The sequence below is a fragment of the Rhizobium binxianense genome, from assembly GCF_028994275.1.
Taxonomy (GTDB): Bacteria; Pseudomonadota; Alphaproteobacteria; order Rhizobiales; family Rhizobiaceae; genus Rhizobium; species Rhizobium binxianense.
Genome location: NZ_CP118713.1, coordinates 93,978 through 115,551, shown reverse-complemented (window position 1 = coordinate 115,551; position 21,574 = coordinate 93,978). Strand labels below are relative to the sequence as shown.

Sequence of the window (21,574 nt, the reverse complement as noted above, 5' to 3'; positions counted from 1 at the left end):
AGGCTCAAAGGAGGTTTGTCGGTTGAAGAAGAAAGCCAGTGTCGACCCGAATTATTGCAACAACACCGTTTTACGGCAGGCCACGCGGCGAATGGGCCAGCTCTATGATAGCATCATCGCACCGAGCGGTTTGAGGGCCACTCAGCTGGGATTGTTGACCCATGTGGTCTCACTGGGCGAGCCTACAATGCGGGAACTCGCCGAGGACATGGTCATGGACCAGTCTGCGCTTGGCCATACGTTGAAGCCGCTTGAGCGCAGCGGCTACCTTGAGCTGATCGTCGATCCTCAAGATCGCCGTGCCCGTCGGATTCGTCTTACCCAAGCGGGGACACGCAAGTTCGAAGACACGTTGGTCCTGTGGAAAACGGCCCAGGATAGCTTTGAGGCCGCCTTTGGGGCAGAGAAGGCGGCCGAATTACGAGCGGTCCTGACGTTCCTGGCATCGGACGATTTTGAGTTGGCGTTTAACGCGCCAACACCCAGCGCCCCCGGCGATTAATCGAAACATCGCTTGCCGGTTCTTTTTCGGTGCCAGGGTCAAGGCGTGGCCGCGCTGATCTCTCTAGTTGCGCATTCGTATAGGCGACAAGCGGCCGGCATTTCGCTTCCGTCGGATTGAGAACAAGCCACGACACCGCCTATCCCAAGCGAAAGGCGTTCACCGAGCTTAGGACAAGGCGATCATCCTTTCAGACTGCGACGCGCCTCATAGGCTTCTAGGAATTCCGGAGAGGCGACATCATCCGCCAGCGTGCGGAGCGCAGCCGCGGAAGGACCTAGTACGACCTCAACGCGCTGATTGGCGTCAGCCCAATGGACCAACGCCTCGTGCATGCGGTGCTCGCCAGATCTCGTCAGCATTGCGTGCTTCGTTCGGCCGTCATGTTCGTCAGGCACGAGTTCGACGAGCCTGTCCCGGACCAGCGGGCGAAGGGCGTGGGTCAAAGCGGAAATGCTGACGGCAAGGCGCTCGGCGAGCGATTGCAAGGTGGGCCATGGATGGCCGCCCTCGCGCAACGCGGCTATCTGGGTCAGAAGCCCGACTTGAGTAGCCTTTAGCCCGGTTGGCGCTACCGCATCATCGTAAAGCTGGCCCAGCCGCCGTGACGCGCGCCGAAGAGCAGTGTTGGTGCACACGAGTTCAGACAGAAGCTCCGGCGGGCTCAGCCTACCCGTGCGCAGTTCCTCTGCCGCATCGTCAATCGAAAGTTTCTTACCCATCACACAAAAATAGTTGAGCACTCATCCATTGACAAGGGCCAAACGTGGCCATACTTAAACTTGAGCACTCAACAAAAAGGAGCTTCACATGTCTGCATCATCGTTCAAGCCCGTTGCTGTCGTTACGGGCGCCTCTGCCGGCATCGGCGCCGTCTATGCCGAGCGGCTCTCCGAAAGGGGCTATGACCTTATCCTTGTTGCTCGGCGCGCTGAACGCCTGAAGGCGCTCTCGGACAAACTGGGTGCGGCCCACGGCACGAAAGTTGAGGTGGTGGAAGCCGACCTCACGAATGACGCCGACCTCGCGCGTGTCGAAAAGGTGTTGAAGGCCAATTCGGCGATCACGCTCCTCGTGAACAATGCCGGCAACGCGACGCTGGCTCCCATCGCCAAGACCTCTGAGGAAGACGCGGCCTCAATGATCGCACTCAACGTCATCGCGCTCACACGCCTCACGCACGCCATTCTGCCGGAATTCCTCGGCCGCAACGAGGGTGCAATTATCAACGTCGCTTCGGTCCTGTCCTTCCACGCACTGCCGATCAGCGCGATCTACAGCGGCACCAAGGGCTATGTGATGAACTTCAGCCGCGGCCTGCAGCAGGAATTGGCTGGGACCAATGTCCGCCTGCAACTTGTCATGCCGGCATCTACGGCAACCGAACTCTGGGATTTGTCGGGAATCCCGTTGGCGTCCCTCAACCAGGCCGCGGTGATGACGTCCGAAAACCTGGTGGATGCTGCTCTGGCCGGGTTCGATAGCGGCGAAGACATCACGCTGCCATCCGTTGCCGACGCCACTCTCTGGGACAGGTTCGACGAAGCCCGTTCCAAGCTGTTCGCCGCGACACAGACCGGTGAACCTGCACCTCGCTACCGCGCCGCCTAATCCAGCGGCGTAAAACCCAATGGATCGACTGCACCGGGTAATGCGTGCGCCAGCCGGCGTAAGCAGCTCCATGCAGAAAATCTGCTTTCCTTATTGAGGAGAAACCAATTGCCCAATTTATTCGACCAATTCACGCTGAAAGGCGTGACCCTCCGAAACCGGATTGCGGTTTCCCCCATGTGCCAGTATTCCGCGATCGATGGCGTCCCCAACGACTGGCACAACGTCCATCTCGCCAGTCTGGCGCGGGGTGGCGCGGGCCTTGTCAACGTCGAAGCCACGGCGGTCTCTCCTGAGGGCCGGATCACACCGGGCTGCACCGGTCTTTGGAACGATGACCAGGCCGAGGCCTTTGCGCCGATCGTCGCCAGCATCGAAAAGGCCGGTGCGGTCGCAGGGATTCAGATCGGCCATGCCGGCCGCAAGGCCAGCGCCAACCGCCCGTGGGAAGGCGACGATCATATCGCCGACGGCGACCCGCGCGGCTGGGAGACCATCGCACCCTCCGCCATTGCATTCGGCGGCGGCCTGCGGAAGGTCCCACGTGCGATGACGAAAGCCGACATCGATCGCGTTCGTGGCGATTTTGTCTCTGCGGCGATCCGCGCGCGCGATGTTGGATTCCGCTGGCTCGTGCTGCATTTTGCCCATGGCTATCTCGGCCAAAGCTTCTTCTCGTCGCATTCGAACCAGCGCGACGACGAATATGGCGGCAGTGCGGAAAACCGCGGACGCTTTCTCCTCGAGACACTCGCGGCCGTTCGTGAAGTCTGGCCCGAGGATCGGCCGCTTACGGCTCGCTTCGGCGTTATCGAGTTTGACGGCCGTGACGAAGAGACCCTGCAAGACGCGATCGATCTTGTGGGGAAATTCAAGGCAGCCGGCCTCGATTTCCTTGATGCCAGCCTCGGTTTTTCGACCCCGGCGGCCAATATTCCGTGGGGTCCTGGGTTTATTGCGCCTTACGCCGACCGAGTCCGGAAGGCCACTGGCCTCCCCGGCTCGGCGAGTTGGAATATCACTCAGCCGGAGCAGGCGGACGAACTCATCCGCAGTGGACAGCTCGACCTGGTGATGGTCGGCAAGGCGATGCTCGCCGATCCGCATTGGCCGTACACAGCCGCGCGCAAGCTCGATGTCGAGCGTCCGTCCTGGACATTGCCCGCCCCCTACGCACATTGGCTCGCATCCTACCGCGCGGCCTGAATGATCGGGCGCCTTCGACATTTTTCGAAGGCGCCCGTTTTCTGCATGGCGATACACGCAAACAGGACGACGCGCCTCATCTCAACCCTGTTCGCATCCTACTCTGGGGAGTTTCTCATGTTCAATAATTCGGAGTTGGGTCCCAGATGGGCCGGAACAAACTTCGAAAGTATGTTGGAAACCTTGGTCGAAGTCGCTCCTTTTGAGGGCTACACGACTGATGCCATGGAAGACTTCACTTGGAGTGCCAACGCTTGGTCGAATGGGACGTTGACCCTCAGCGAGATGGCTTGCAACAGGCCGTGGCATCTCTCGGCGACATCGGGCACGCCGGAGTGGCTGACGATCATGGTCCCGCGAGACGGCATCTGCGGCGTAACCCTGGGGCAGAACACCGCCACAGCGTTGCCGGGTCAACTTCTGCTCGGCCAGAATCACGAGGTGGATCGTTTCTTCGTGCAGGGTACCCTTCATCGATCCGAGAAACTTCATCTGGACTGGAGCGTGATATCGCAGACAGTTGGGGAACTGCTCGAGGCGCCAGTGAGCGGATCGCTTGATTTGTTGCCTCAAGTTGACCAGCATAGCCCCGCTGGGATTCTGTTCAAGAATCTGGTCGAGACCATCATCTCCGGCATGCGTGAGGACGGCGTCCTGCTTCATTCGCCGATCGCGATGACCAACCTCACACAAGCGCTCGGTCATTTGGTCGCGCGCTCAATGCCCCACCGTTATTCCAGGCAACTGGAAAAGAAGATCTTTGCGCCGGCACCTTGGCACATTCGTCGCGCCATCGATTTCATGCGCGCGAACATCAGCACGCCAATTACCATGTCGATGGTGGCTCATGCTGCCAACGTATCGGTTCGGACATTGGAAACCGGTTTCCGCACATTCAAGGAAACAACGCCGGCGGCTTACCTGAGAACATTGCGGCTACGAGCCGCCAGGCAAGACCTTCTCGACCCGTCGAACCGACTAGAGATCAAGGACATCTGCCTGAGGTGGGGCTTCTTCCACGGCGGCCGCTTCTCGGCAATGTATAGATCGGTTTACGGGGAGACGCCCCAGGAAGCGAGAAGGCGTCGAGGTCACCCGCTTGCCAATAGTCGCCTGAAATCATAGCTGCCGCGACCTGACCGCGTGACTGCGCTCCGGTGCAATGGTCCGAATTTTACTCCGACGCAGGGGTAAAAGGATGACGCCTGAGAAACGCAGCCACTTGTTCTGTAACCTCGCCCGGTGAGGAATCAGGGAAAAAATGCCCGCCCGGTATAGCTCGGGCGTCCATGGTCGTGCAGCGATCCGCCCAGGTGGCTGGGAGATTATAGAGTTTGGCCATCACGCCACGAGCGCCGTAGAGGATCAGCGCCGGCGCGGATATACGTCTGCCCTGTTCCGCCAGATCGTCGGCGAGATCGACGGCCAGCGCCGCGCGATAATCGTTGCAGCCGCCGGCAATCGCCTTGGCATCATGCCATGACGCCCGGTAGGCGGCGAGCTGGTCGGCGTCGAAATCCTGTCGACCCGTCGCGCCCCATCCAAACAGGCAGGTTTCATAAAAGAGATCGGGGCTTGCTTCGATCATTCGCTCCGGGAAGGGCGCGGGTTGAGCGAGGAAGAACCAGTGCCAGTAGTGTTGAGCGACCTCCCTGCGCAGGTCGGTCAACAATACGGCCGTCGGCACGATGTCCATCAGAATGACACTCGCCACAACCGCAGGATGGTCAAGCGCCAGCCTGTGCGCTGCTCGGGCACCACGGTCGTGACCCACGAGGTGAAACCGCTCATGCCCCAGGGTTTTCATCAAACCGACCTGATCGGCGGCCATGGCGCGGAAGCTGTAGTTGGCCAGATCAGGTCGAGCCGGTGGTTTGTCGGAGGAGCCATAACCGCGTAAATCAGCACAGATCACCCGATAGCCGAGGGTGACCAGATCCGGTGCGATCCGTGCCCACAATGCCTTGGTCTGCGGAAAGCCATGCAGCATCAGCAGTGGCTCTCCCGCTCCCGCGGCGACATAGGCGATCTCCACGCCATCGACAGCAATACGGCCGCTTTCAAAACCGTCAAACATAATCCCCTCCCCGCTTTCGCAACGACAACAGTGCCTCAACGGTCAGGGCGCCAACCCTGGCCGCGGAAGATGCAGAGAGCCGCGACAGGCGAGTTACCCCGACCTTGACGAAACGGGCGGGTTCCGTGAGATGCGTATCTGCCATCAGGTACTCATACTGGCTACCGTTATTAATGATATACATCATCAATAAGTCAAGCTACAATGGCACATGACATCATAGCTCGGCATAGCGGTCGAAAGGGCTGTAAAGTGCGGATCACCAAGGAAAAGAAGCAGGAAAACTACGAGCGGATTATCGCCACCGCGTCGGAGTTGTTTCGCGAGCGCGGATTCGACGGCGTGGGCGTGGCGGAATTGATGGAGCGCGCGGGGCTCACCCATGGCGGCTTCTACAATCACTTCCGCTCCAAGGAGGAGTTGATCGCGGAGTCGACCGAGAATGGTTTGAGCGAGACCTTGAGGCGCTATGCCGGTCATGACGTCCTCGCCGTCATGGAACTTTATCTGGCGCGCGAACACCGGGATGGGCGCGGCCAGGGATGCACGGCCGCGGCGCTGAGTAGCGATGCCGCTCGACAGCCTGAAGAAACGAAGGCCGTTTTTGCTGCGGGAATAGACAATCTGGTGCGCGCGCTGGAGGGAGGCATTGCAGGAAGACACGCTTCCGGCGTCGGCGGGCGCGCGCAAGCCATCACCATCCTCGCGCAGGCCGTTGGAGCAATCGTGCTTTCGAGGGCCTGCCCGGACGATTCCCCGCTGGCGGACGAACTGCTCGATGCCTGCCGGGCGGATTGCCGCGACGCCATCGAAAATCGAACGCGGGAAACATAGGGCCGCCTGTAGCGGCCCTATTGCCACCCCTATATTGGCACGGCCATGCTGGGATAGTCGGTGTAGCCTGCCGCGCCGCCGCCATAGAGCGTCGCCATATCCAGATTGGCGAGCGCCGCACCGGCTTTCAGGCGGTCGACAAAATCCGGATTGGCGATGAACGGCTTGCCAAAGGCGAACAGATCCGCCAGCCCCTGCTCCAGTCTGGTCGTCGCAAGTTGCAGATCGTAGCCGTTATTGGCGATGTAGCTATTCCCGAACCTGCGGCGAAGCGCCTCATAGTCGAAGGGTGCGATGTCGCGCGGGCCGCCTGTCGCACCTTCGACAACATGGAGGTAGGCAATGCCCAACTCGTCGAGCTTCTCGACGATGTAATTGAACTGCGCCTGCGGATCGGTTGCCGATATCCCGTTGGCCGGCGACACCGGTGAAATCCGAACTCCGGTTCGCTCCGCCCCAATTTCCTCGATGACCGCGGCCGTCACGTCGAGCGTCAGCCGGGCGCGATTTTCGATCGACCCGCCATAGGCGTCGGTGCGGGTGTTAGCTCCGTCCTTGGCGAACTGGTCGAGCAGGTAGCCGTTCGCGCCATGAACTTCGACGCCATCGAAACCGGCGGCAATCGCATTGGCGGCGGCGCGACGGAAATCCTCAACAATGCCGGGGATTTCGTCCGGCTCGAGCGCGCGAGGTTCGGATACATCGACGAAAGCATTGTGCACGAAGGTCTTTGTCGCAGCCCTGATCGCCGAGGGCGCGACCGGCGCCTGGCCATTCGGCTGCAGGTCGACATGCGATACCCGACCGACGTGCCAGAGCTGCAAGAAGATACGGCTGCCCTTGGCATGCACCGCCTCGGTCACCTTTCGCCAGCCGTCGATCTGCGCCTGCGTGTAGATGCCGGGTGTGTCCTGATAGCCCTGGCCCTGCTGCGAAATCTGGGTCGCCTCCGAGATGATCAGGCCGGCCGAAGCCCGTTGCCCATAATATTCGGCCATGAGATTGCCCGGCACAAAACCGACGCCGGCTCTGTTGCGCGTCAACGGCGCCATGACGATGCGGTTGGATAGCGTGAGGGAGCCGAGTGTGGCGGGCTCAAAGAGTGTCTTGCTGGTCATTTTTCACTTTCACCAAGAGTTGGAAGTTATGTCTGGCGTTCGCCTCACAACAGACGCCGCGTCGGTCAGGTCGACCTCAGTCCGCGACCGTGATGACCACCTTGCCCTTTGCACGCCCGGTCTCGACATAGGTCAGCGCATCGCCGGTCTTCTCGAACGGGAACACCTTGTCGACGACCGGTCGGATCACGCCTGACTCGATCAGGCGGGCAATCTCGCCCAGTTGCTGTCCCTCGGCGCGCATGAACAGGAATGAATAGGTGATGCCGAGACGCTTGGCCTTTTTCCGAACCCCGCGGCTGAGCAGGCGCAGCACCAGTTTCAGGAACAGGTTCAGGCCGAGTTCCCCCGCGAAGGCAGGATCGGGCGGACCAGAAATGGAAATGAGCCGGCCACCCGGCTTCAGCACGCCCAAGGATTTTTCGAGCGTCTTTGGATCCTGACTGTTCAGCACGAGATCGTAGCCCGACAGGAGCTTCTCGAAATCCTGCGTCTTGTAGTCGATCACCACATCCGCCCCGAGGCTTTTGACCAGCTCGGCATTCGCAGCGCTCGTCGTCGTCGCCACCGTCGCGCCGAGATGCTTGGCGAGCTGAATGGCGAAAGTCCCGACACCGCCGGAACCGGCCTGAATGAAGACCTTCTGGCCAAGCCTCACCTTGCCCACCTCGACCAGCGCCTGCCAGGCAGTCAGCCCCACCAGCGGGATGGATGCCGCTTCGCTCATGCCGAGGTTGTTCGGCTTCAGCGCCACATCGGCTTCATCGACGGCAATGAATTCGGCGAACGTGCCGACCCGATGATCGCGCGGCCGTGCATAGACCTCGTCGCCCACCTTGAAGCGCCTGACCTTGGATCCGGCTTTGACGACCGTTCCGGCAAGGTCGTGCCCGAGGATGAAGGGCGGACGATAGGGGAGAATGAGCTTGAATTCTCCGTCCCGGACCTTGGAGTCCAGCAGGTTTACGGCCGTCGCCTGAATCCGGATCAGGACATCATTGTCCTGCAATTGCGGTTCCGGCAGATCGGCCAGGCGCAGAGCGCCCTTCTTCTTGTACTTATCAACGACGAATGCCTTCACGGGGCCTCTCCAATTCGAATTTTATTGCGGCGTCAGGCGCCGAGGAAGGACAAAGCCTTCGGTACGAAATCGGCGTGGTTCTGGAAAATCCCGCCATGCCCGGCGTCGTCGTAGATCACCAGTTGCGCGCCGGGGATGCGGCGGGCCATATCGGTGCTGTTTACTGTGGGGACCATGATATCATTGTCGCCATTGGCGATCAGGACCGGGATATCGATGCGGCCGAGATCCTGAGGCGCCTGCTGCCCCCAGGCCTTGATCGCCTTCAGCTGCCGCAGGAATGCCCTCGGCGTCGGGCCCTTGTCCCTCCCCGCCTTCCGCACTTTCAAGTGATCCAGAAAGGCTTTCGCGGCTTGCCGGCCATTGGCCGTCGAGGTGAAAAACAGATAGGTTTTCGGATCGCGCAGCGTCAGCAGGCCTTTGATGATCAGCGGCCAGGAAACGGCTCCGACCTGCTTGATCCCTTTGCCGCCGGCCGGGCCTGTTCCGGTCAAAATGAGCTTCCGCACAAGGTCCGGCGCCTTCAGCGTGATGTCCTGTGCGACAAATCCCCCGAGAGAAAAGCCGAGCAGATCGACTTTTTGGAACCCAAGCGTTCGGATCAGCGCGATCGCGTCGTGCGCCATCTCGGCGATGGTGAGCGGGGCCGTGCCGCCCGAGGTGCCGATGCCCCGGTAATTGGTGGCGATGACGTGATGCTTGGTGGCAAGACCATCGACAATCCGGGGATCGAAATTGTCCAACACCGCGCCCCAATGGTTGAGAAGAACGACCGGCACGCCGCCTTGGGGGCCAAGGTCGCGATAGGCAAAAGCTGTTTCCCCCACATTGATCCAGAGATTGGGCGCCTCGGCATAGCAGGTAGCAGGCCGAAGGTACCTGATAGGCGTGTTCATCGTTTACTCCATTATCCCGGAACCGGCACGCTTGAGAGCCTTGCCGATGCCGCTCGATGTCCCGGCGAGAAACGCCGTTTTCCCAATCATCGCCTTAGCCTTCCGTATGACCGCCGACCGTCGCGGTGGTCAGCTTCAGTCACTCACTATGATGACAACTATCATCATAAATATTAATGATATTCATCATCAAAGCTGTCAAGCGGAATTTTCCGGGAAACGCCGACATTCAAGAGAGCCTCATCCTGAGGCGCCCCGCAGGGGCCTCGAAGGACGAGGCGGGCATCCCAACGCTCGATGCGTGCAACGAGCAACGTTGCGGCGTGTCCTTCGAGGCTTCGGCCTCTGGCCTCCGCGCGGGATGAGGAGGTTGGCGGATGCCGCAGCCCGGCCCCTCTTCTTCTCATCGAGCTCATCCACGAAGGAAGACACGATGGAATCGAAGAACCGTCCGATTTGCGGGAAGAATATCCGTTTCGCGCAGCGAAACGCCCGCGCCTTCGTCAAAGCAACGCGCCATTAACCTTCAAAGGTCAGACGATCTTACGGATTTGTCGATACTGTGCAGCTTCATCAACGACTGTAATGCCCGACCCTTGTAATGCCGCCCGAATGAGTTGTGGCGGTCTTCGATCACGGTAGGGCGACCGGGGACGATGCGGTCCTGCAAACTGGCCATGACGGCTCTTCAGATAACAGGAGCCTGTTCATATGCCTCGCATCCAACCAACCAGACCGCAGATGGAGATCGTTGCCTGGCTCGCGGTCTTCCTGCTTCTCTTCAGCCTGTCGTGGTCCTTCCACTGGCATGAGGGGCTGGATGCGTTCATCGAGAAGCATGATCACTATCCGCTGGACCACGCGCTCCTTGCTCTGAATATCTCCGGGTTTCTCGGGCTGATTTATTCCGCGCTGAGGATCAGGGATCTTTCGAGAGAGATCAATCGCAGGCTGCAGGCCGAAAAGAACGTGGACTGGATTGCCTGTCACGACACGCTGACCGAACTGCCGAACCGCAGATTTCTGGAATCCATCTGCGCGCAATCAATGAGCGATCAGAGGGTGCAAGAGACCTATGCCGTGTTCAGCATCGATCTCGACGGCTTCAAAAAGATCAACGACCTGCTGGGGCACGATCATGGTGATGCGGTGCTGAAGACGGTTGCTCAGCGGCTCTCCTCGCTCTTTCCGCGTGAGCATGTTTTCCGTCTTGGCGGAGACGAGTTCGTCATTCTGGCGCGGCGCACTGGAAATCCCGATCTTGCCGCACTGGGGAGCCGCATCGTGAGCGTGATCGGCAAGCCCTTCTCATTCAATGGGGTCGCCGTCGACCTCGGCGCCAGCGTCGGCTTCGCGCTCTATCCGGAGAACGGCGACGACCTCAGCCAGGTCATTCGACATTCCGACTGCGCGATGTATGTCGCCAAGAAGCAGGGGCGCAATCTGGTGAAACCCTTCGTGGCGTCGATGCAGGACGAGTTGGCGAAACGCATTCGGGTGGAGGCCGATCTTAGATCAGCCATCAGGAAGGCTGAAATCGTTCCCTATTATCAACCGCTCGTCGACCTGAAGACGAACAAGATTATCGGCTTCGAGGCGCTGGCACGCTGGAAGACCGCCTCCGGCGAATTCATCCCGCCGAACGAATTCATTCCCGTGGCGGAGGACGCCGGGCTGATCGTCGAATTGACCGACCAATTGCTTCGCCATGCCTGCACCGATGCGCTGTCCTGGCCAAGTGAGCTTGTCCTGTCGTTCAACCTTTCTCCGATCCAGTTGAGCGACCGGCTGCTGGGCCTCAGAATTCTCAAGATATTGGGCGATGTCGGTCTGCCTGCGCACAGGGTCGAGCTCGAGGTGACGGAGAGCGCCATCATCCAGGACGCCGTCACCGCACGAATCGTCCTCGACGATCTGGTGAACGCCGGCGTCAGGATCGCTCTCGACGATTTTGGAACAGGCTATTCCAGCCTCTCGCAGCTCTCCAACTACCGGTTCGACAAGATCAAGATCGACAGGAGTTTCGTCGCTTCATTCGAGACCAACGACAAGCAGGACAAGGTGATCAAGGCGATCATCGCGCTCGGCGCCGGACTTGGCGTGACGATCACCGCCGAAGGCATCGAAGAAGAGAGCCAGCTTCAGCGGCTTCAGGATTTGGGCTGCGACATCGGCCAAGGCTATCTGCTTGGCAGGCCGGCCCCGGTCGAGGAGCTTGCCACAGACCAGGTCAGCGCCAGAATTTTGCAACGCGGTTGATGGAGGCCGCGGTATATCGGCTCAATCAGAGCCGACACGTGCTTACCGACTTCACGTTACGCTTATCAATGCCTCACTTTTCGCCCAAAGCTGCTTGGCTTTGTCGGCGTCGAGCGCACAGGACCTGACGCCATCGGCGAACGGGTTAGCCGTGTCATGTTCGACGCGACCGCGCAATCTCCGAGATAGTCTCCGCCGATCTCAGCCACGACTGCGTCCCAGACCGAGGTTGCCGCTACCTGCGGAATCTCTTTCAACTCTGCCGGCGGAAGACCGGCTTCGGCGCGGGCTTTTCAATGGCGCTGTGGCGGGAATCGGATGAAGCGGAACCTGTGCGGCAAGTTGATCGACTTTCGTGCGGCTGCTCAGGCGCAGCTTCGTGAACGCTTCGCACGGGCCAAGGCGGAGGGCGACCTACCGGAGACGGCCAAAGCCGATGCCCTTGTCGTCATGGCTCTCACGCATGGCGTGGCGGTGCAGGCCAAAGCCGGATTCAGCTGCGAGATGCTGGAGGCCGTTGCCGAGCAAGCGCTGTCCACCTGGCCGACCGGCCGTTCCGCGCTCTCCGAAACGTCATCCTAAACCTTAAGCGACGGGTGCTGGCCGTCGCCGCGCTCACCATCGAGCAAAGCGCCTGCGACGATGGTCGTTCGGGCCGTGAAGATTCTTCATATCGATATCTTTTTGATAGTGACTTAGTTTTAAATTGATAGTAACCAGACGCGGGTCGATGTTCCGCCGCAGAAGACCGGCTGAAAGAGGCAAGGCTCAAGTGTGGGGGCGTAGCGACCGTCTTCAATGTTCCGGCAACTCAGGAGCCAGATATGAAATACTACCTGTGCAAATACATTCCGCCGCGCCCAGACTTTCTGGCGACCATGTCTGCCGACGAGCAGGAATGGATGAAGCAGCATGGGGTTTTCCTCGATACGCACCTCCAGGAAGGAAAGATCGTCGCGCATGGTCCGGTGATGGATCCTGCCGGCGGCTACGGCGTCTCGCTCTACCAGATTGGCGATGATCAAGACATTCAGGCGATCACGTCGGAAGATCCCATCGTGAAGAACGGCGCCGGCCACTATGAACATCATCCAATGCTTCATCTGAAGGCGCGCGGCTGACGTCGCATCGGCGCCGTTGCCGGCCCAAGAGGGAGCGCTTTCTCAGCGAGCTGTTGACCGGCTCATCGCAGATCTCTCACCGGCCAATGAAAGTTCAACATCGACGGCAGCAAGGTGCCCAGCAGCTCGGTTTCCGGCTCGTCGCTTCTGAGTACGAACGAGAATTTGTCTTCGATTGCCATGTGGGCAATCCCGTGGATCGTCGACACAGCCGCGACGATGCCGGGATGCACGGCTTGGTCCGTTTCCGGTGGAAAAGTCGATCCATAATATTCTGCGGCGGCAAGGACGAAGCCAGCCATGGCGGAATAGACGGCAGGCTCGAAGTCGGGGTGATGGCGGTTGACCAGATCCTTGCGGCAGATCAGGCGGAAATGGCCGGAATTGTCGAGGGCGTATCTGACATAAGCCGTCCCGAGCGACTGGAGCTTCTGCTCAGCAGTTTGATCCTCAACGAGAGCATCGGATAAATACCGAGCTAGTTGGCCATAGGCTGCGATCGCCACCTCGGTGAGCAGGCCGACGATGCTGCCAAAATGGTGTTTCGGCGCGCCGGGCGACACGCCGGCCCGGCGGGCTGCCTCCCGCAACGAAAATCCCTCGACGCCGCTTTCCCGGATGATCTCATCGGAGGCCGCGATCAAAGCCGAGCGAAGTTCGCCGTGATGGTAGTTTTCCCGGGTTGTCACGCTCACGTCAATTCCTCAAAAATTGCACCCAGATCTATACACTGCATAAATTCCCCTTTACACGGGATTTATGCAGTGTATAGATGGCATCTGTCCAGTTCACGCATAACCGAAACTTCAGGGATTTGCATCCATGAGTATATCAATCGCCCATATCGGCCAGGAAGATGGCCTCGCGGATCTGCGCTCGCCGAACAGACCGACTTCGTTCGAGAGGGTGGATCGCAAATCCCCTACGCGCTGCATCGGTGGCTCCGTCGAGTTTGCATCTCGCCACGGCGATCACTCAAGAGATTTCCGCGGGGAACGGCATTTGCTTGAACTCGGGCCCGGCGCTGGCGTGCTGAACTAAGTCACACCGGCAATCCCTTTCAACATCAGGTTCCAACCGGGCGGTCCCACGAGGCCGCCCGACCCAAAACGACGACCGTAATATCCCACAACCCATTGCCGTTGGCGGCACGATCGGAAGGAAATTGAAATGAGCAACAACAACCGCGGCGTCGCCGTCGTCACAGGTGCAGCGGCCGGTATCGGCCGCGCCACGGCAAAGGCTCTGGTAACCGCGGGCTACCGCGTCTTTGGAACCAGCCGCAAGGCGACAGCCGGGTCCATCAATGGCATCACGATGTTGACCTGCGACGTGACGGACAGTCAATCGGTCGCGGGCATGATCGCCGAGGTCATCAAACAGGCTGGCCGCATCGACGTCCTCGTCAACAATGCCGGTGGCGCACTGATCGGCGGAGCGGAAGAGTCCTCGATCGAACAGGCTCAGGCACTTTTCGACTTGAATGTCTTCGGGATCATTCGCGTCACGAACGAGGTGTTGCCGATCATGCGGAACCAGCGCAACGGCCGCATCATCAACATCAGTTCGGTCGTCGGATTCATTCCGAGCCCGTTTAGCGCGCTCTACACTGCGACGAAACATGCTGTCGAAGGTTATTCCGAATCGCTCGATCACGAAGTCCGCACGTTGGGGATCCGCGTCCTGCTCGTCGAACCTGCATTTACCCGCACAGCTCTCGACCATAACTCGACGCAGCCCGACCGCATGACTGGTGTCTACGACGGAGGCCGCAAGACGACACAAGCTGTCTGGAACAGCGCGATCAAGGCAGGCGATGCGCCCGAAGTGGTTGGCGAAGCGGTCGTCAAGGCAGCCACCGCGAAATCGCCGAAACTGCGCTATCCCGCCAGCAAAGCCGCCCGTCAACTGCACTTCCTGCGCCGCTTCGTTCCCGCCAGTGCATTCGACAAGAGCCTGCGCAAGCAGATGAAGTTGCCGGTCTGACATGTTCTGCGGCTCAACAATGCGCCCCTGGCCGTGACCCCGTGTGGTTAATGCCGATGCCCACGCCCGCCCCGCGGGTTCATGCCTGAGCGATCAAATCTCCCCGGCCGACGGTCCCCAGACATCCGTCAGCGCGAAGCCGTTCGGGTGCGGGTCGAAGGGGTCGAGGGCTACCTGGGTCAGGCCGAAGGTGAAGCCGCGGCCGGTGATGGTGGGGATGACGGCCGGGCGGCCGGCCACTTCGGTGACCGCCTGCAGGCCGACCTCGAATTCCGAGCCAATGATCGATTTCGAGGTGAAGGTATCGCCGACCTTGACCTTGCCGCGGGCATAAAGCGTGGCGAGATTGGCGGAGTTGCCGGTGCCGCAGGGCGAGCGGTCGGCCCGGCCGGGCCACATGGTGGTGCAGGTGCGCACCGTGCCATCGGCTTCGGTATCGCGGAACATCACATAGGCGACGCCCGAGATTGCCGGGATCTCGGGGTGGACGACCTTGATGTCGCGGTTGATCAGTTCCTTGAGGATCATGCCGGCCTGCACGAGGCCGGCGGCATTGGCCTTCTCGATCTTGAGATTGATCTGGCCGACATCGACGAGCGCATAGAAGATGCCGCCATAGCAGATATCGGCCTTGATCTTTCCCCAATGCGGCGTGTCGATCTCGACATCGAGCTCATGCACGAAGGACGGCACCATCGTCAGCCGGACCTTCTCGCAGCGCCCGTCGCGGCAGGTTGCCGTCGCCTTGACGAGGCCGGCCGCGGTTTCGAGCGTGACGATCGTTTCCGGCTCCTGCATCTCGATGATGCCGGATTCGAGCAGCGCTGTGGTGACGCAGATCGAGTTCGAGCCGGAGCTCGCATGCGCCTGATCGGGCTGCAGGATGATGAAGGCGGCGTCGGCCTCCGGGTGCCTCGCCGGCAGCAGCAGGTTGACCGAGCCGATCGGGGCGCCGCGCGGCTCCAGGCAGAGGAAACGGCGAAGCTCGTCGCCCTTCGGATCGGTGTTTAACCAATGCAGCTGGGCGGCAATGGTATCGCCGGGGATTTTCGGGACGCCACCGATCGCCACACGGCCGATCTCGCCCTCGGCATGGACATCCAGCAGCTGGATCGTGCGCTTCCATCTCATATCGAAACCTCCGGTTCAGACGGCGGGTGACGCCGTCATTAGTATCGGCCTATGCGGAACGGGGTCATGTCGACCGGCGGCTCGGTGCCGGTCACCATATCGGCAATCACGAGCGCTGTCGTTGCGGCATATGTCAGGCCGAGATGGCCGTGGCCGGTCGCATAGAAAACGCCTGATATCTTCGACGACGGCGAAATGATCGGGATCGTGTCGGGCAGCGCCGGACGATGCCCCATCCATTCCGTCGCCTCCTCGACCTTCAGGCCGGGCAGCACCCGCTGGGCATGGCGCACCAGCACCCTGGGGCGGCGGAAATCCGGAGCCGCATCGAGACCGGCGAGTTCGACATTGCCGCCGACGCGGATGCCGCCCGCCGTCGGCGTCACCATGAAGGCGCGATGGGGCCAGATCACCGAATAACGCATGGAGATGCCGGGCTTCATGATCTGCGTGTGATAGCCGCGCTCGGTTTCGAGCGGGATCGGCTCGCCGAGCTTTGCGGCGAGGAAACGGGTGTGGACGCCGGCGGCGAGCACCACCGAACCGGCCTCGATGCGCCTGCCATCCTCGAGGAGAACAACGGCAGTGCCATCGCCCTTGCGCTCGATATTTCTCACAGCGCCGGAAACGAAGTTTGCGCCCGCAGCCTTTGCGGCGTCGGCGAGTTTGACCACCAGCCTGTAGGGATCACGGATCGACTTGTTGTCGGGCAGCAGCACGGCTTTGGCGATCGTCTGCGATAGCGTGGGTTCGTAATATTGGATGGCGCCGTTGCTCAAGACCTCGAATTCGAGACCGTAGCGCTGCATCATGGCGAGATGAGCACGATCGGCGGTAAATTCCGCCTCGGTCTCGTAGATCGCCAGGCACCCTTCTTCGGTCATCAACTCGGGCGCGCCGATCGCCGACAGCATTTGCCTGAAATCGCCGAGCGCCCGGTGCGACAGGCTCATGCCGGCATCCTCGATCGCTCGGAGCCGCGACGGCCGACCGGCGGCGAGGAAACGCAAGAACCAGGGCAGCATTTTTGCCGCATAGGAGGGCCGCAGCCAGACCGGGCCTTCCGGATCGAGCAGCCAGCCGGGGATCTTCTTCCAGGTCGAAGGGCCAGAACCGGCGGCAAAATCCAGTGCGATGCTCGCCATATTGCCGAAAGAGGTGCCGCGTCCCGGCTCACCTTTGTCGATCAGCGTCACCTGCAAACCACGCCGCTGCAGCTCGAAGGCGATCGAGGCGCCGATCACGCCCGCGCCGACGACAACCACGCTCTTCTTCGTCTCATCCGCCATGAATCAACCCATCGCACAGCACACAGGATTGCCGTCGCGACTCTGATATATCAGATCAGCGGTGCTGCCTACGAAATTTTTATTGGCTTTCCGGCAGACCGGCGCCGACGCTGTCGCCGACCGAACCGACGGTATTGTTCATCGACTGGCCGAGACGTTTCAGCTGGGCGTCGTAGTTGCGCCGGGTGCGTGGATCGAAGATCGCGATCGGTGTGCTGACGGCGACGCTGACCGCGCTCCCGGCGGTCTGGGCAGCGCCCATCGCCACCGCGCCGACGGCCTCGCCAAGGCCGACATTGGAATCGCTGATCGTCTGGCCGGCAATCAGTCGGTCGCCGATCAGCTTCACCACTTCGGGGCTTTCGGCGAACTTGCCGTGGTTCAGCCGGTCGCCGCCCTTGAGCTTGGTGAGGTCGAGCACGGTGATGCCGGCCGCTTCGAGCTTGCTGCGATAGGGTTCGGCGGAGGGATCGATCTGGCCGAGCCGGTCGACATTGCCGGAGATGCGCCGCGACAGCGCCAGAGCCCGGTCGTCCTGCGAGACGAAGATGGTGAAGTGCGGCCTGTCCTTGCCGAGGCTTGCGAATTGGCGGCCGAAGACGTCGACATCGAGATCCGGGGAAGCGAGGATGACATTGTTGATCTTCGAAGCGACGTGACCATTGCGGATCGCCATTTGCCGGAGCGCCTCGACGGTCAGCCAGGTGCCCATCGAGTGGGCCATGATGGTGACGTCGCTGACGGCCGGATTGGCGGCGGTGCGGGTCAGCAGCTCTTCCAGCGCGTCGCGGGAATAGTTGGTGCTTTCCTTGTCGTAATTATAATCGAAAATGCTGGCGCGCGACGGCCAGGTGAAGACGACGGGCGCGACGTCGGCATGGGAATCATGGACGATCTGCGCGAAGCGGTAGACGGCATCCTCATAACGATTGTTGAAGCCGTGCACGAAAACCAGCACGCGGCGGCTCTTCGGCATATGGCCCTTCAGCCAGGTCTCGCCGGCCCGCTCGCCCTCCAGGGGATCGACGGATACGGTGACGAAATCGCGCAGCGGATCGGCCGGCAGCCGCTTTGGCCATTGCACCTGCCCGACCTTCCGATTGGCTTCCGGCGGGATCGAGACATCGACGGCATTGACGGCGAGCCCGGTGCCGCGCTCACCGGAGAACAGCACGGCGGGATTGTCGTCGGCAGCCCGTGTCGTCGCGACGAGAAGATCGACCTTGGAGGTGCCCGGCGGCACGGTGCCGGCCGCCTGCATGACGCCGACCGGCCTGCCGCCACAGCTGGAGAGCATAAGCGCTGTAACCAGAAGACCTGTCAGGGCCGCATGCGAGGCGCGCCATTTGCCGATCATGACCAAACTCCAACCGGTTCACGCACCGGACAGGCGGCACACGTTCAAATAGTCCGACGACGCCGGCCGAGTCAAACCGGATGAGGTGGAAAGCTTGAACGGAAAACGAAAAGAGCCTGGCGCGGGAGGAGGTGCGCCAGGCTCTTGATCCTGACTGACAACTGGGAGGAGGAGTGTTGTCAGTCCGATGTAAGAGCGCTGGGAGGAGGAGTGCGCTGCTTACGAAGATAGTAATACCGCATTCACTTGACCGGGAATAGCGAAAATACCGCAATGCAGCAATGCATTGAATGCAAGGCTTGCCCTTAAAATGGCAGGTTGGCGCCTCATTTTGCAGCATGTTTGACCAGATGGTCAAATTTTTGCTGAAAAATGAGGCCGGGGAGATCGCCGGCAGCTTGCCCCTCATCCGCCTGCCGGCCTTCTCCCCGTAAACGGGGCGAAGGGAGATAGCCGCGACCTCTCCGTTGCTCTTCTACCTCTCGCAGGGCACGTCCCCTCTCCCCGTTTTTTTACGGAGAGAGGGTTAGGGTGAGGGGCAGCCACTAGCGCAAACCGGACTGCGTTGAGGCTTCCATCAAGCCGCCTTGAAAACCCTCCGACCCTCCGCGTCCAGCGCCGAAAACTCCTCATCCGACAGCGTGATCTCCACCGCCGCGACGTTTTCCTCGAGATGCTTGACCTTGGAGGTGCCGGGGATCGGCAGCATGACCGGGCTGCGCTTCAGCACCCAGGCGAGTGCGATCTGGCTCGGGGCGGCGTTGTGCTTCCTGGCGATGATATCGAGCAGGGAGCCGGGTTTGGCGAGATCGCCGGCGGCCAGCGGGTACCAGGGGATGAAGCCGATATTGTGCTTCGTGCTGTAATCGAGCACGTCCTCGCTGGTGCGGTCGACGAGATTGTAGCGGTTCTGGACGGTCGCGACCTTGAAGTGCTTCGACGCCGCCTCGATGTCGGCAACGGACACTTCGCTCAAGCCGGCATGGCGGATGAGACCGGCATCGAGCAGCGATTTGATCGCATCGAACTGTTCCTTGGCCGGTACCTTCGGATCGATGCGGTGCAGCTGCCAGAGGTCGATCTGCTCGAGGCCGAGATTGCGCAGGCTCTTATGCACCTGCTGGATCAGATATTCCGGACGGCCGACGGGCAGCCAGAGATTCGGACCATGGCGGGTCAGGCCGCCCTTGGTGGCGATGACGGACTTGGCGGCATAGGGATGCAGCGCCTCCTTGATCAGCCATTCGGAAACATCGGGACCGTAGGAATCGGCCGTATCGATGAAATTGACGCCGAGTTCCGGCAGGCGCTTCAGCGTTCGGATCGATTCGGCATGATCGGCGGGCTCGCCCCAGATGCCGTCACCGGTGACGCGCATGGCGCCGAAACCGAGACGGTTGATGTCGATTTCGCCGCCGATCTTGAAGGTGCCTGACTTGGCTGCGTTGTGACTGGACATGGTCTTTCCTCTCTTGGTCAATGGAATCGTTCAAAATCGGCGGAGCGGTCGGAAACCGCCCAGTCCAATGGCCGCGGCATGCATGGCGCGGCCATTGGAGATGCCTTCGAATTCGAAATGTCTGCCCTGATCGAAGCGATGCCGGCATGGTGAGGTGATGAATGAGATGCGGACGCTGCGACGCCTGCACATATAGGACGGCGCCGTCGGGATTACAGTGACGGCGCTGAAAACAGCCATCACTCTCAGGCGAGGCCCGTCAAAGCCTGGCCTTTGCCTCGTCGCCGAATTCCGCCAGGATGTTCCAGAGTTCGGCGAGGATCTCATGAGCGAAATTCTGCGGCGAGGCGCCGGGCGGACGCTGCTGCCAAAGTTCGCTGCCGACGCGCAGCGCACCGATGACGACTGCTGCAAGGACGCGCATGCGGGAGCGCTCGGGAGCGCTTCCCTTGCGCAGCAGCAGCGCTTCGGCGAGCTTTTGTTCGAGCCGGGCATATTTCAGCTGGTCGCGAGCCTTCAGCGCCGGCGTGTCATGGATGAGTTCAGCCAGCGCCAGGCCACGCTCGTCGACAGAGGCGATGACGGTTGCGGCGATCGCCGCCTCGACCGCCGCGACGGAAGATTCACTCGCGGGCCTTGCGGCGACCTCCGCCGTCAGCCGATCGGCGAAACTATCCTGCCAGGCGAAAACCACCTCTTCCTTGGAGGGGAAATAATCGAAAAAACTGCGCTTGGAGATGTCGGCCGCCTCCGTGATGTCCTCGATGGTCGTGGCCTCGAAACCGCGCCGGAGAAAGAGGCTCACCGCCGCCTGCTCGATGCGCTCGCGCGTCTGCCGCCGCTTGCGTTCCCGCCGGCCCTCCCCCGTCTGCGACCGCTTGCTCTCAGCCATTCCTGCCCGGCATCATCGTTCAGCGGCCGGTTTCGTTGGAAAAGGCGGCGACATCGTCGAGTTCCGCGTCGCCCTCACGATAGCTGAAGCGCTCGCGCGACAATTCCAGCGGCTCGCGGCGCGAGATCCGGTAGACCGAGGCCGGCGGCAGATTGCGCACCGTGCCGCCGATGCGCACCGCCTCCAGGCCGAGGCGGTCGAGGATCGGCCGCGGCGCCGGGCAGCGCGGACCATAGGTAAACTGATAGACGGCCCCGCCCGGCCGCATATAGGCGAAGGCGCCGGCCAGGATCGAGGCGATCTTGCTCGGCGACATGGACAAAAGCGGCAGGCCGCTGACGACAGCGCCGACCGGCTCGCCCTCGAAAATATCGGCATGGGCGAGTTGGGCCGCATCCATCTGCAACACACGCGCCGTCGGGAACCGCGCCTGCAGCGCCGTGATGAACTCCGGACCGTATTCGATCAGAGTCAGATCCGCTTCGCTGACGCCGCGCGCCAGGAGTGCCCGGGTGAAGACGCCGGTTCCGGGACCGAGCTCGATGATCGGCCCGTCGAGTGCGGCAATCTCACTGGTCATGATCCTGGCAAGCGAATCGCCCGAGGGCGCGATGGCCGCGACCCGAAGCGGGTTGCTGATCCAGGAGCGGAAAAAATGCAGGAAATCGGCGCATGCAGCCTTTGCGGTCATGACTATCCCACCTGTCTGAAATTCGATTGATTATGAAAAGCGACCATCGCGGCGAGCATGGCAA

Annotated in this window: 20 protein-coding genes and 1 pseudogene; 9 read left to right on the top strand and 12 right to left on the bottom strand. The window is 61.0% G+C overall.

The window, feature by feature from the left end; all coding sequences use genetic code 11:
• The first annotated feature begins 22 nt into the window (after positions 1–22).
• A complete protein-coding gene (locus PO860_RS00585) occupies positions 23–502 on the top strand; it encodes a MarR family winged helix-turn-helix transcriptional regulator (RefSeq protein WP_246718163.1) in 480 nt (159 codons plus the stop codon).
• 182 nt (positions 503–684) lie between these two features.
• On the opposite strand, the gene PO860_RS00580 is transcribed toward PO860_RS00585, so the two are convergent.
• A complete protein-coding gene (locus tag PO860_RS00580) occupies positions 685–1,224 on the bottom strand; it encodes a MarR family winged helix-turn-helix transcriptional regulator (protein ID WP_183606631.1) in 540 nt (179 codons plus the stop codon).
• A gap of 88 nt (positions 1,225–1,312) precedes the next feature.
• Between PO860_RS00580 and PO860_RS00575 the strand changes: the two genes are divergently transcribed.
• The 3 genes from PO860_RS00575 (at position 1,313) to PO860_RS00565 (ending at position 4,444) form a co-directional block, all read left to right on the top strand.
• Complete coding sequence (locus PO860_RS00575; protein ID WP_183605526.1) at positions 1,313–2,113, top strand: SDR family NAD(P)-dependent oxidoreductase; 801 nt, start codon at positions 1,313–1,315, stop codon at positions 2,111–2,113.
• A gap of 108 nt (positions 2,114–2,221) precedes the next feature.
• Complete coding sequence (locus tag PO860_RS00570; protein ID WP_273883654.1) at positions 2,222–3,319, top strand: NADH:flavin oxidoreductase/NADH oxidase; 1,098 nt, start codon at positions 2,222–2,224, stop codon at positions 3,317–3,319.
• A 117-nt stretch (positions 3,320–3,436) separates the two neighbouring features.
• Positions 3,437–4,444 carry a helix-turn-helix domain-containing protein gene (locus tag PO860_RS00565; RefSeq protein ID WP_246718161.1) on the top strand — a complete coding sequence of 336 codons (1,008 nt, stop codon included), beginning with the start codon at positions 3,437–3,439 and terminating at the stop codon, positions 4,442–4,444.
• Between the two features lie 49 nt (positions 4,445–4,493).
• On the opposite strand, the gene PO860_RS00560 is transcribed toward PO860_RS00565, so the two are convergent.
• Positions 4,494–5,396, bottom strand: a complete 903-nt coding sequence (locus PO860_RS00560) for an alpha/beta fold hydrolase (RefSeq protein ID WP_183605524.1) — start codon at positions 5,394–5,396, stop codon at positions 4,494–4,496.
• 252 nt (positions 5,397–5,648) lie between these two features.
• Between PO860_RS00560 and PO860_RS00555 the strand changes: the two genes are divergently transcribed.
• Positions 5,649–6,230: a TetR/AcrR family transcriptional regulator gene (locus PO860_RS00555; protein WP_183605523.1), complete on the top strand. Its 582-nt coding sequence runs from the start codon at positions 5,649–5,651 to the stop codon at positions 6,228–6,230.
• Positions 6,231–6,259: 29 nt separating this feature from the next.
• Here the strand turns inward: PO860_RS00555 and PO860_RS00550 are convergent, their stop codons facing one another.
• From PO860_RS00550 to PO860_RS00540, 3 genes are all read right to left on the bottom strand, one after another.
• Positions 6,260–7,348, bottom strand: a complete 1,089-nt coding sequence (locus PO860_RS00550; RefSeq protein ID WP_273879699.1) for an alkene reductase — start codon at positions 7,346–7,348, stop codon at positions 6,260–6,262.
• A 76-nt stretch (positions 7,349–7,424) separates the two neighbouring features.
• Entirely contained in the window at positions 7,425–8,429 is a 1,005-nt protein-coding gene (locus tag PO860_RS00545; RefSeq protein WP_275038002.1) for an NADP-dependent oxidoreductase, read from the bottom strand.
• Positions 8,430–8,461: 32 nt separating this feature from the next.
• Positions 8,462–9,325 (bottom strand): alpha/beta fold hydrolase, encoded by an 864-nt coding sequence (locus PO860_RS00540; protein ID WP_183605520.1) that lies wholly within the window; start codon positions 9,323–9,325, stop codon positions 8,462–8,464.
• A 711-nt stretch (positions 9,326–10,036) separates the two neighbouring features.
• Here PO860_RS00540 and PO860_RS00535 point away from each other — a divergent pair.
• From PO860_RS00535 to PO860_RS00525, 3 genes and pseudogenes are all read left to right on the top strand, one after another.
• The gene (locus PO860_RS00535) at positions 10,037–11,584 is read left to right on the top strand and encodes a putative bifunctional diguanylate cyclase/phosphodiesterase (protein ID WP_272782844.1); all 1,548 of its coding nucleotides are present in this window, start codon (positions 10,037–10,039) and stop codon (positions 11,582–11,584) included.
• 295 nt (positions 11,585–11,879) lie between these two features.
• Positions 11,880–12,166 (top strand): annotated as a pseudogene (locus PO860_RS00530) (TetR/AcrR family transcriptional regulator); the annotation flags it as partial.
• Positions 12,167–12,408: 242 nt separating this feature from the next.
• Positions 12,409–12,705, top strand: a complete 297-nt coding sequence (locus tag PO860_RS00525; protein WP_272782843.1) for a YciI family protein — start codon at positions 12,409–12,411, stop codon at positions 12,703–12,705.
• 62 nt (positions 12,706–12,767) lie between these two features.
• On the opposite strand, the gene PO860_RS00520 is transcribed toward PO860_RS00525, so the two are convergent.
• Complete coding sequence (locus PO860_RS00520; protein ID WP_273879691.1) at positions 12,768–13,400, bottom strand: TetR/AcrR family transcriptional regulator; 633 nt, start codon at positions 13,398–13,400, stop codon at positions 12,768–12,770.
• Between the two features lie 475 nt (positions 13,401–13,875).
• Between PO860_RS00520 and PO860_RS00515 the strand changes: the two genes are divergently transcribed.
• Positions 13,876–14,691 (top strand): oxidoreductase, encoded by an 816-nt coding sequence (locus tag PO860_RS00515; RefSeq protein WP_183605516.1) that lies wholly within the window; start codon positions 13,876–13,878, stop codon positions 14,689–14,691.
• A gap of 93 nt (positions 14,692–14,784) precedes the next feature.
• Here PO860_RS00515 and PO860_RS00510 read toward each other — a convergent pair whose 3' ends face one another.
• The 6 genes from PO860_RS00510 to PO860_RS00485 all read right to left on the bottom strand — a co-directional run bounded on the left by PO860_RS00510 (position 14,785) and on the right by PO860_RS00485 (position 21,510).
• The gene (locus tag PO860_RS00510) at positions 14,785–15,822 is read right to left on the bottom strand and encodes a 4-hydroxyproline epimerase (protein WP_275038001.1); all 1,038 of its coding nucleotides are present in this window, start codon (positions 15,820–15,822) and stop codon (positions 14,785–14,787) included.
• Between the two features lie 38 nt (positions 15,823–15,860).
• The gene (locus PO860_RS00505; protein ID WP_272782841.1) at positions 15,861–17,111 is read right to left on the bottom strand and encodes an NAD(P)/FAD-dependent oxidoreductase; all 1,251 of its coding nucleotides are present in this window, start codon (positions 17,109–17,111) and stop codon (positions 15,861–15,863) included.
• Positions 17,112–17,190: 79 nt separating this feature from the next.
• A complete protein-coding gene (locus tag PO860_RS00500) occupies positions 17,191–18,468 on the bottom strand; it encodes an alpha/beta hydrolase (RefSeq protein ID WP_183605513.1) in 1,278 nt (425 codons plus the stop codon).
• 577 nt (positions 18,469–19,045) lie between these two features.
• Positions 19,046–19,927: an aldo/keto reductase gene (locus tag PO860_RS00495; RefSeq protein ID WP_272782839.1), complete on the bottom strand. Its 882-nt coding sequence runs from the start codon at positions 19,925–19,927 to the stop codon at positions 19,046–19,048.
• Positions 19,928–20,186: 259 nt separating this feature from the next.
• Positions 20,187–20,819 carry a TetR family transcriptional regulator gene (locus tag PO860_RS00490; protein WP_273883658.1) on the bottom strand — a complete coding sequence of 211 codons (633 nt, stop codon included), beginning with the start codon at positions 20,817–20,819 and terminating at the stop codon, positions 20,187–20,189.
• 19 nt (positions 20,820–20,838) lie between these two features.
• Complete coding sequence (locus tag PO860_RS00485) at positions 20,839–21,510, bottom strand: class I SAM-dependent methyltransferase (protein WP_183605510.1); 672 nt, start codon at positions 21,508–21,510, stop codon at positions 20,839–20,841.
• Positions 21,511–21,574 lie beyond the last annotated feature (64 nt).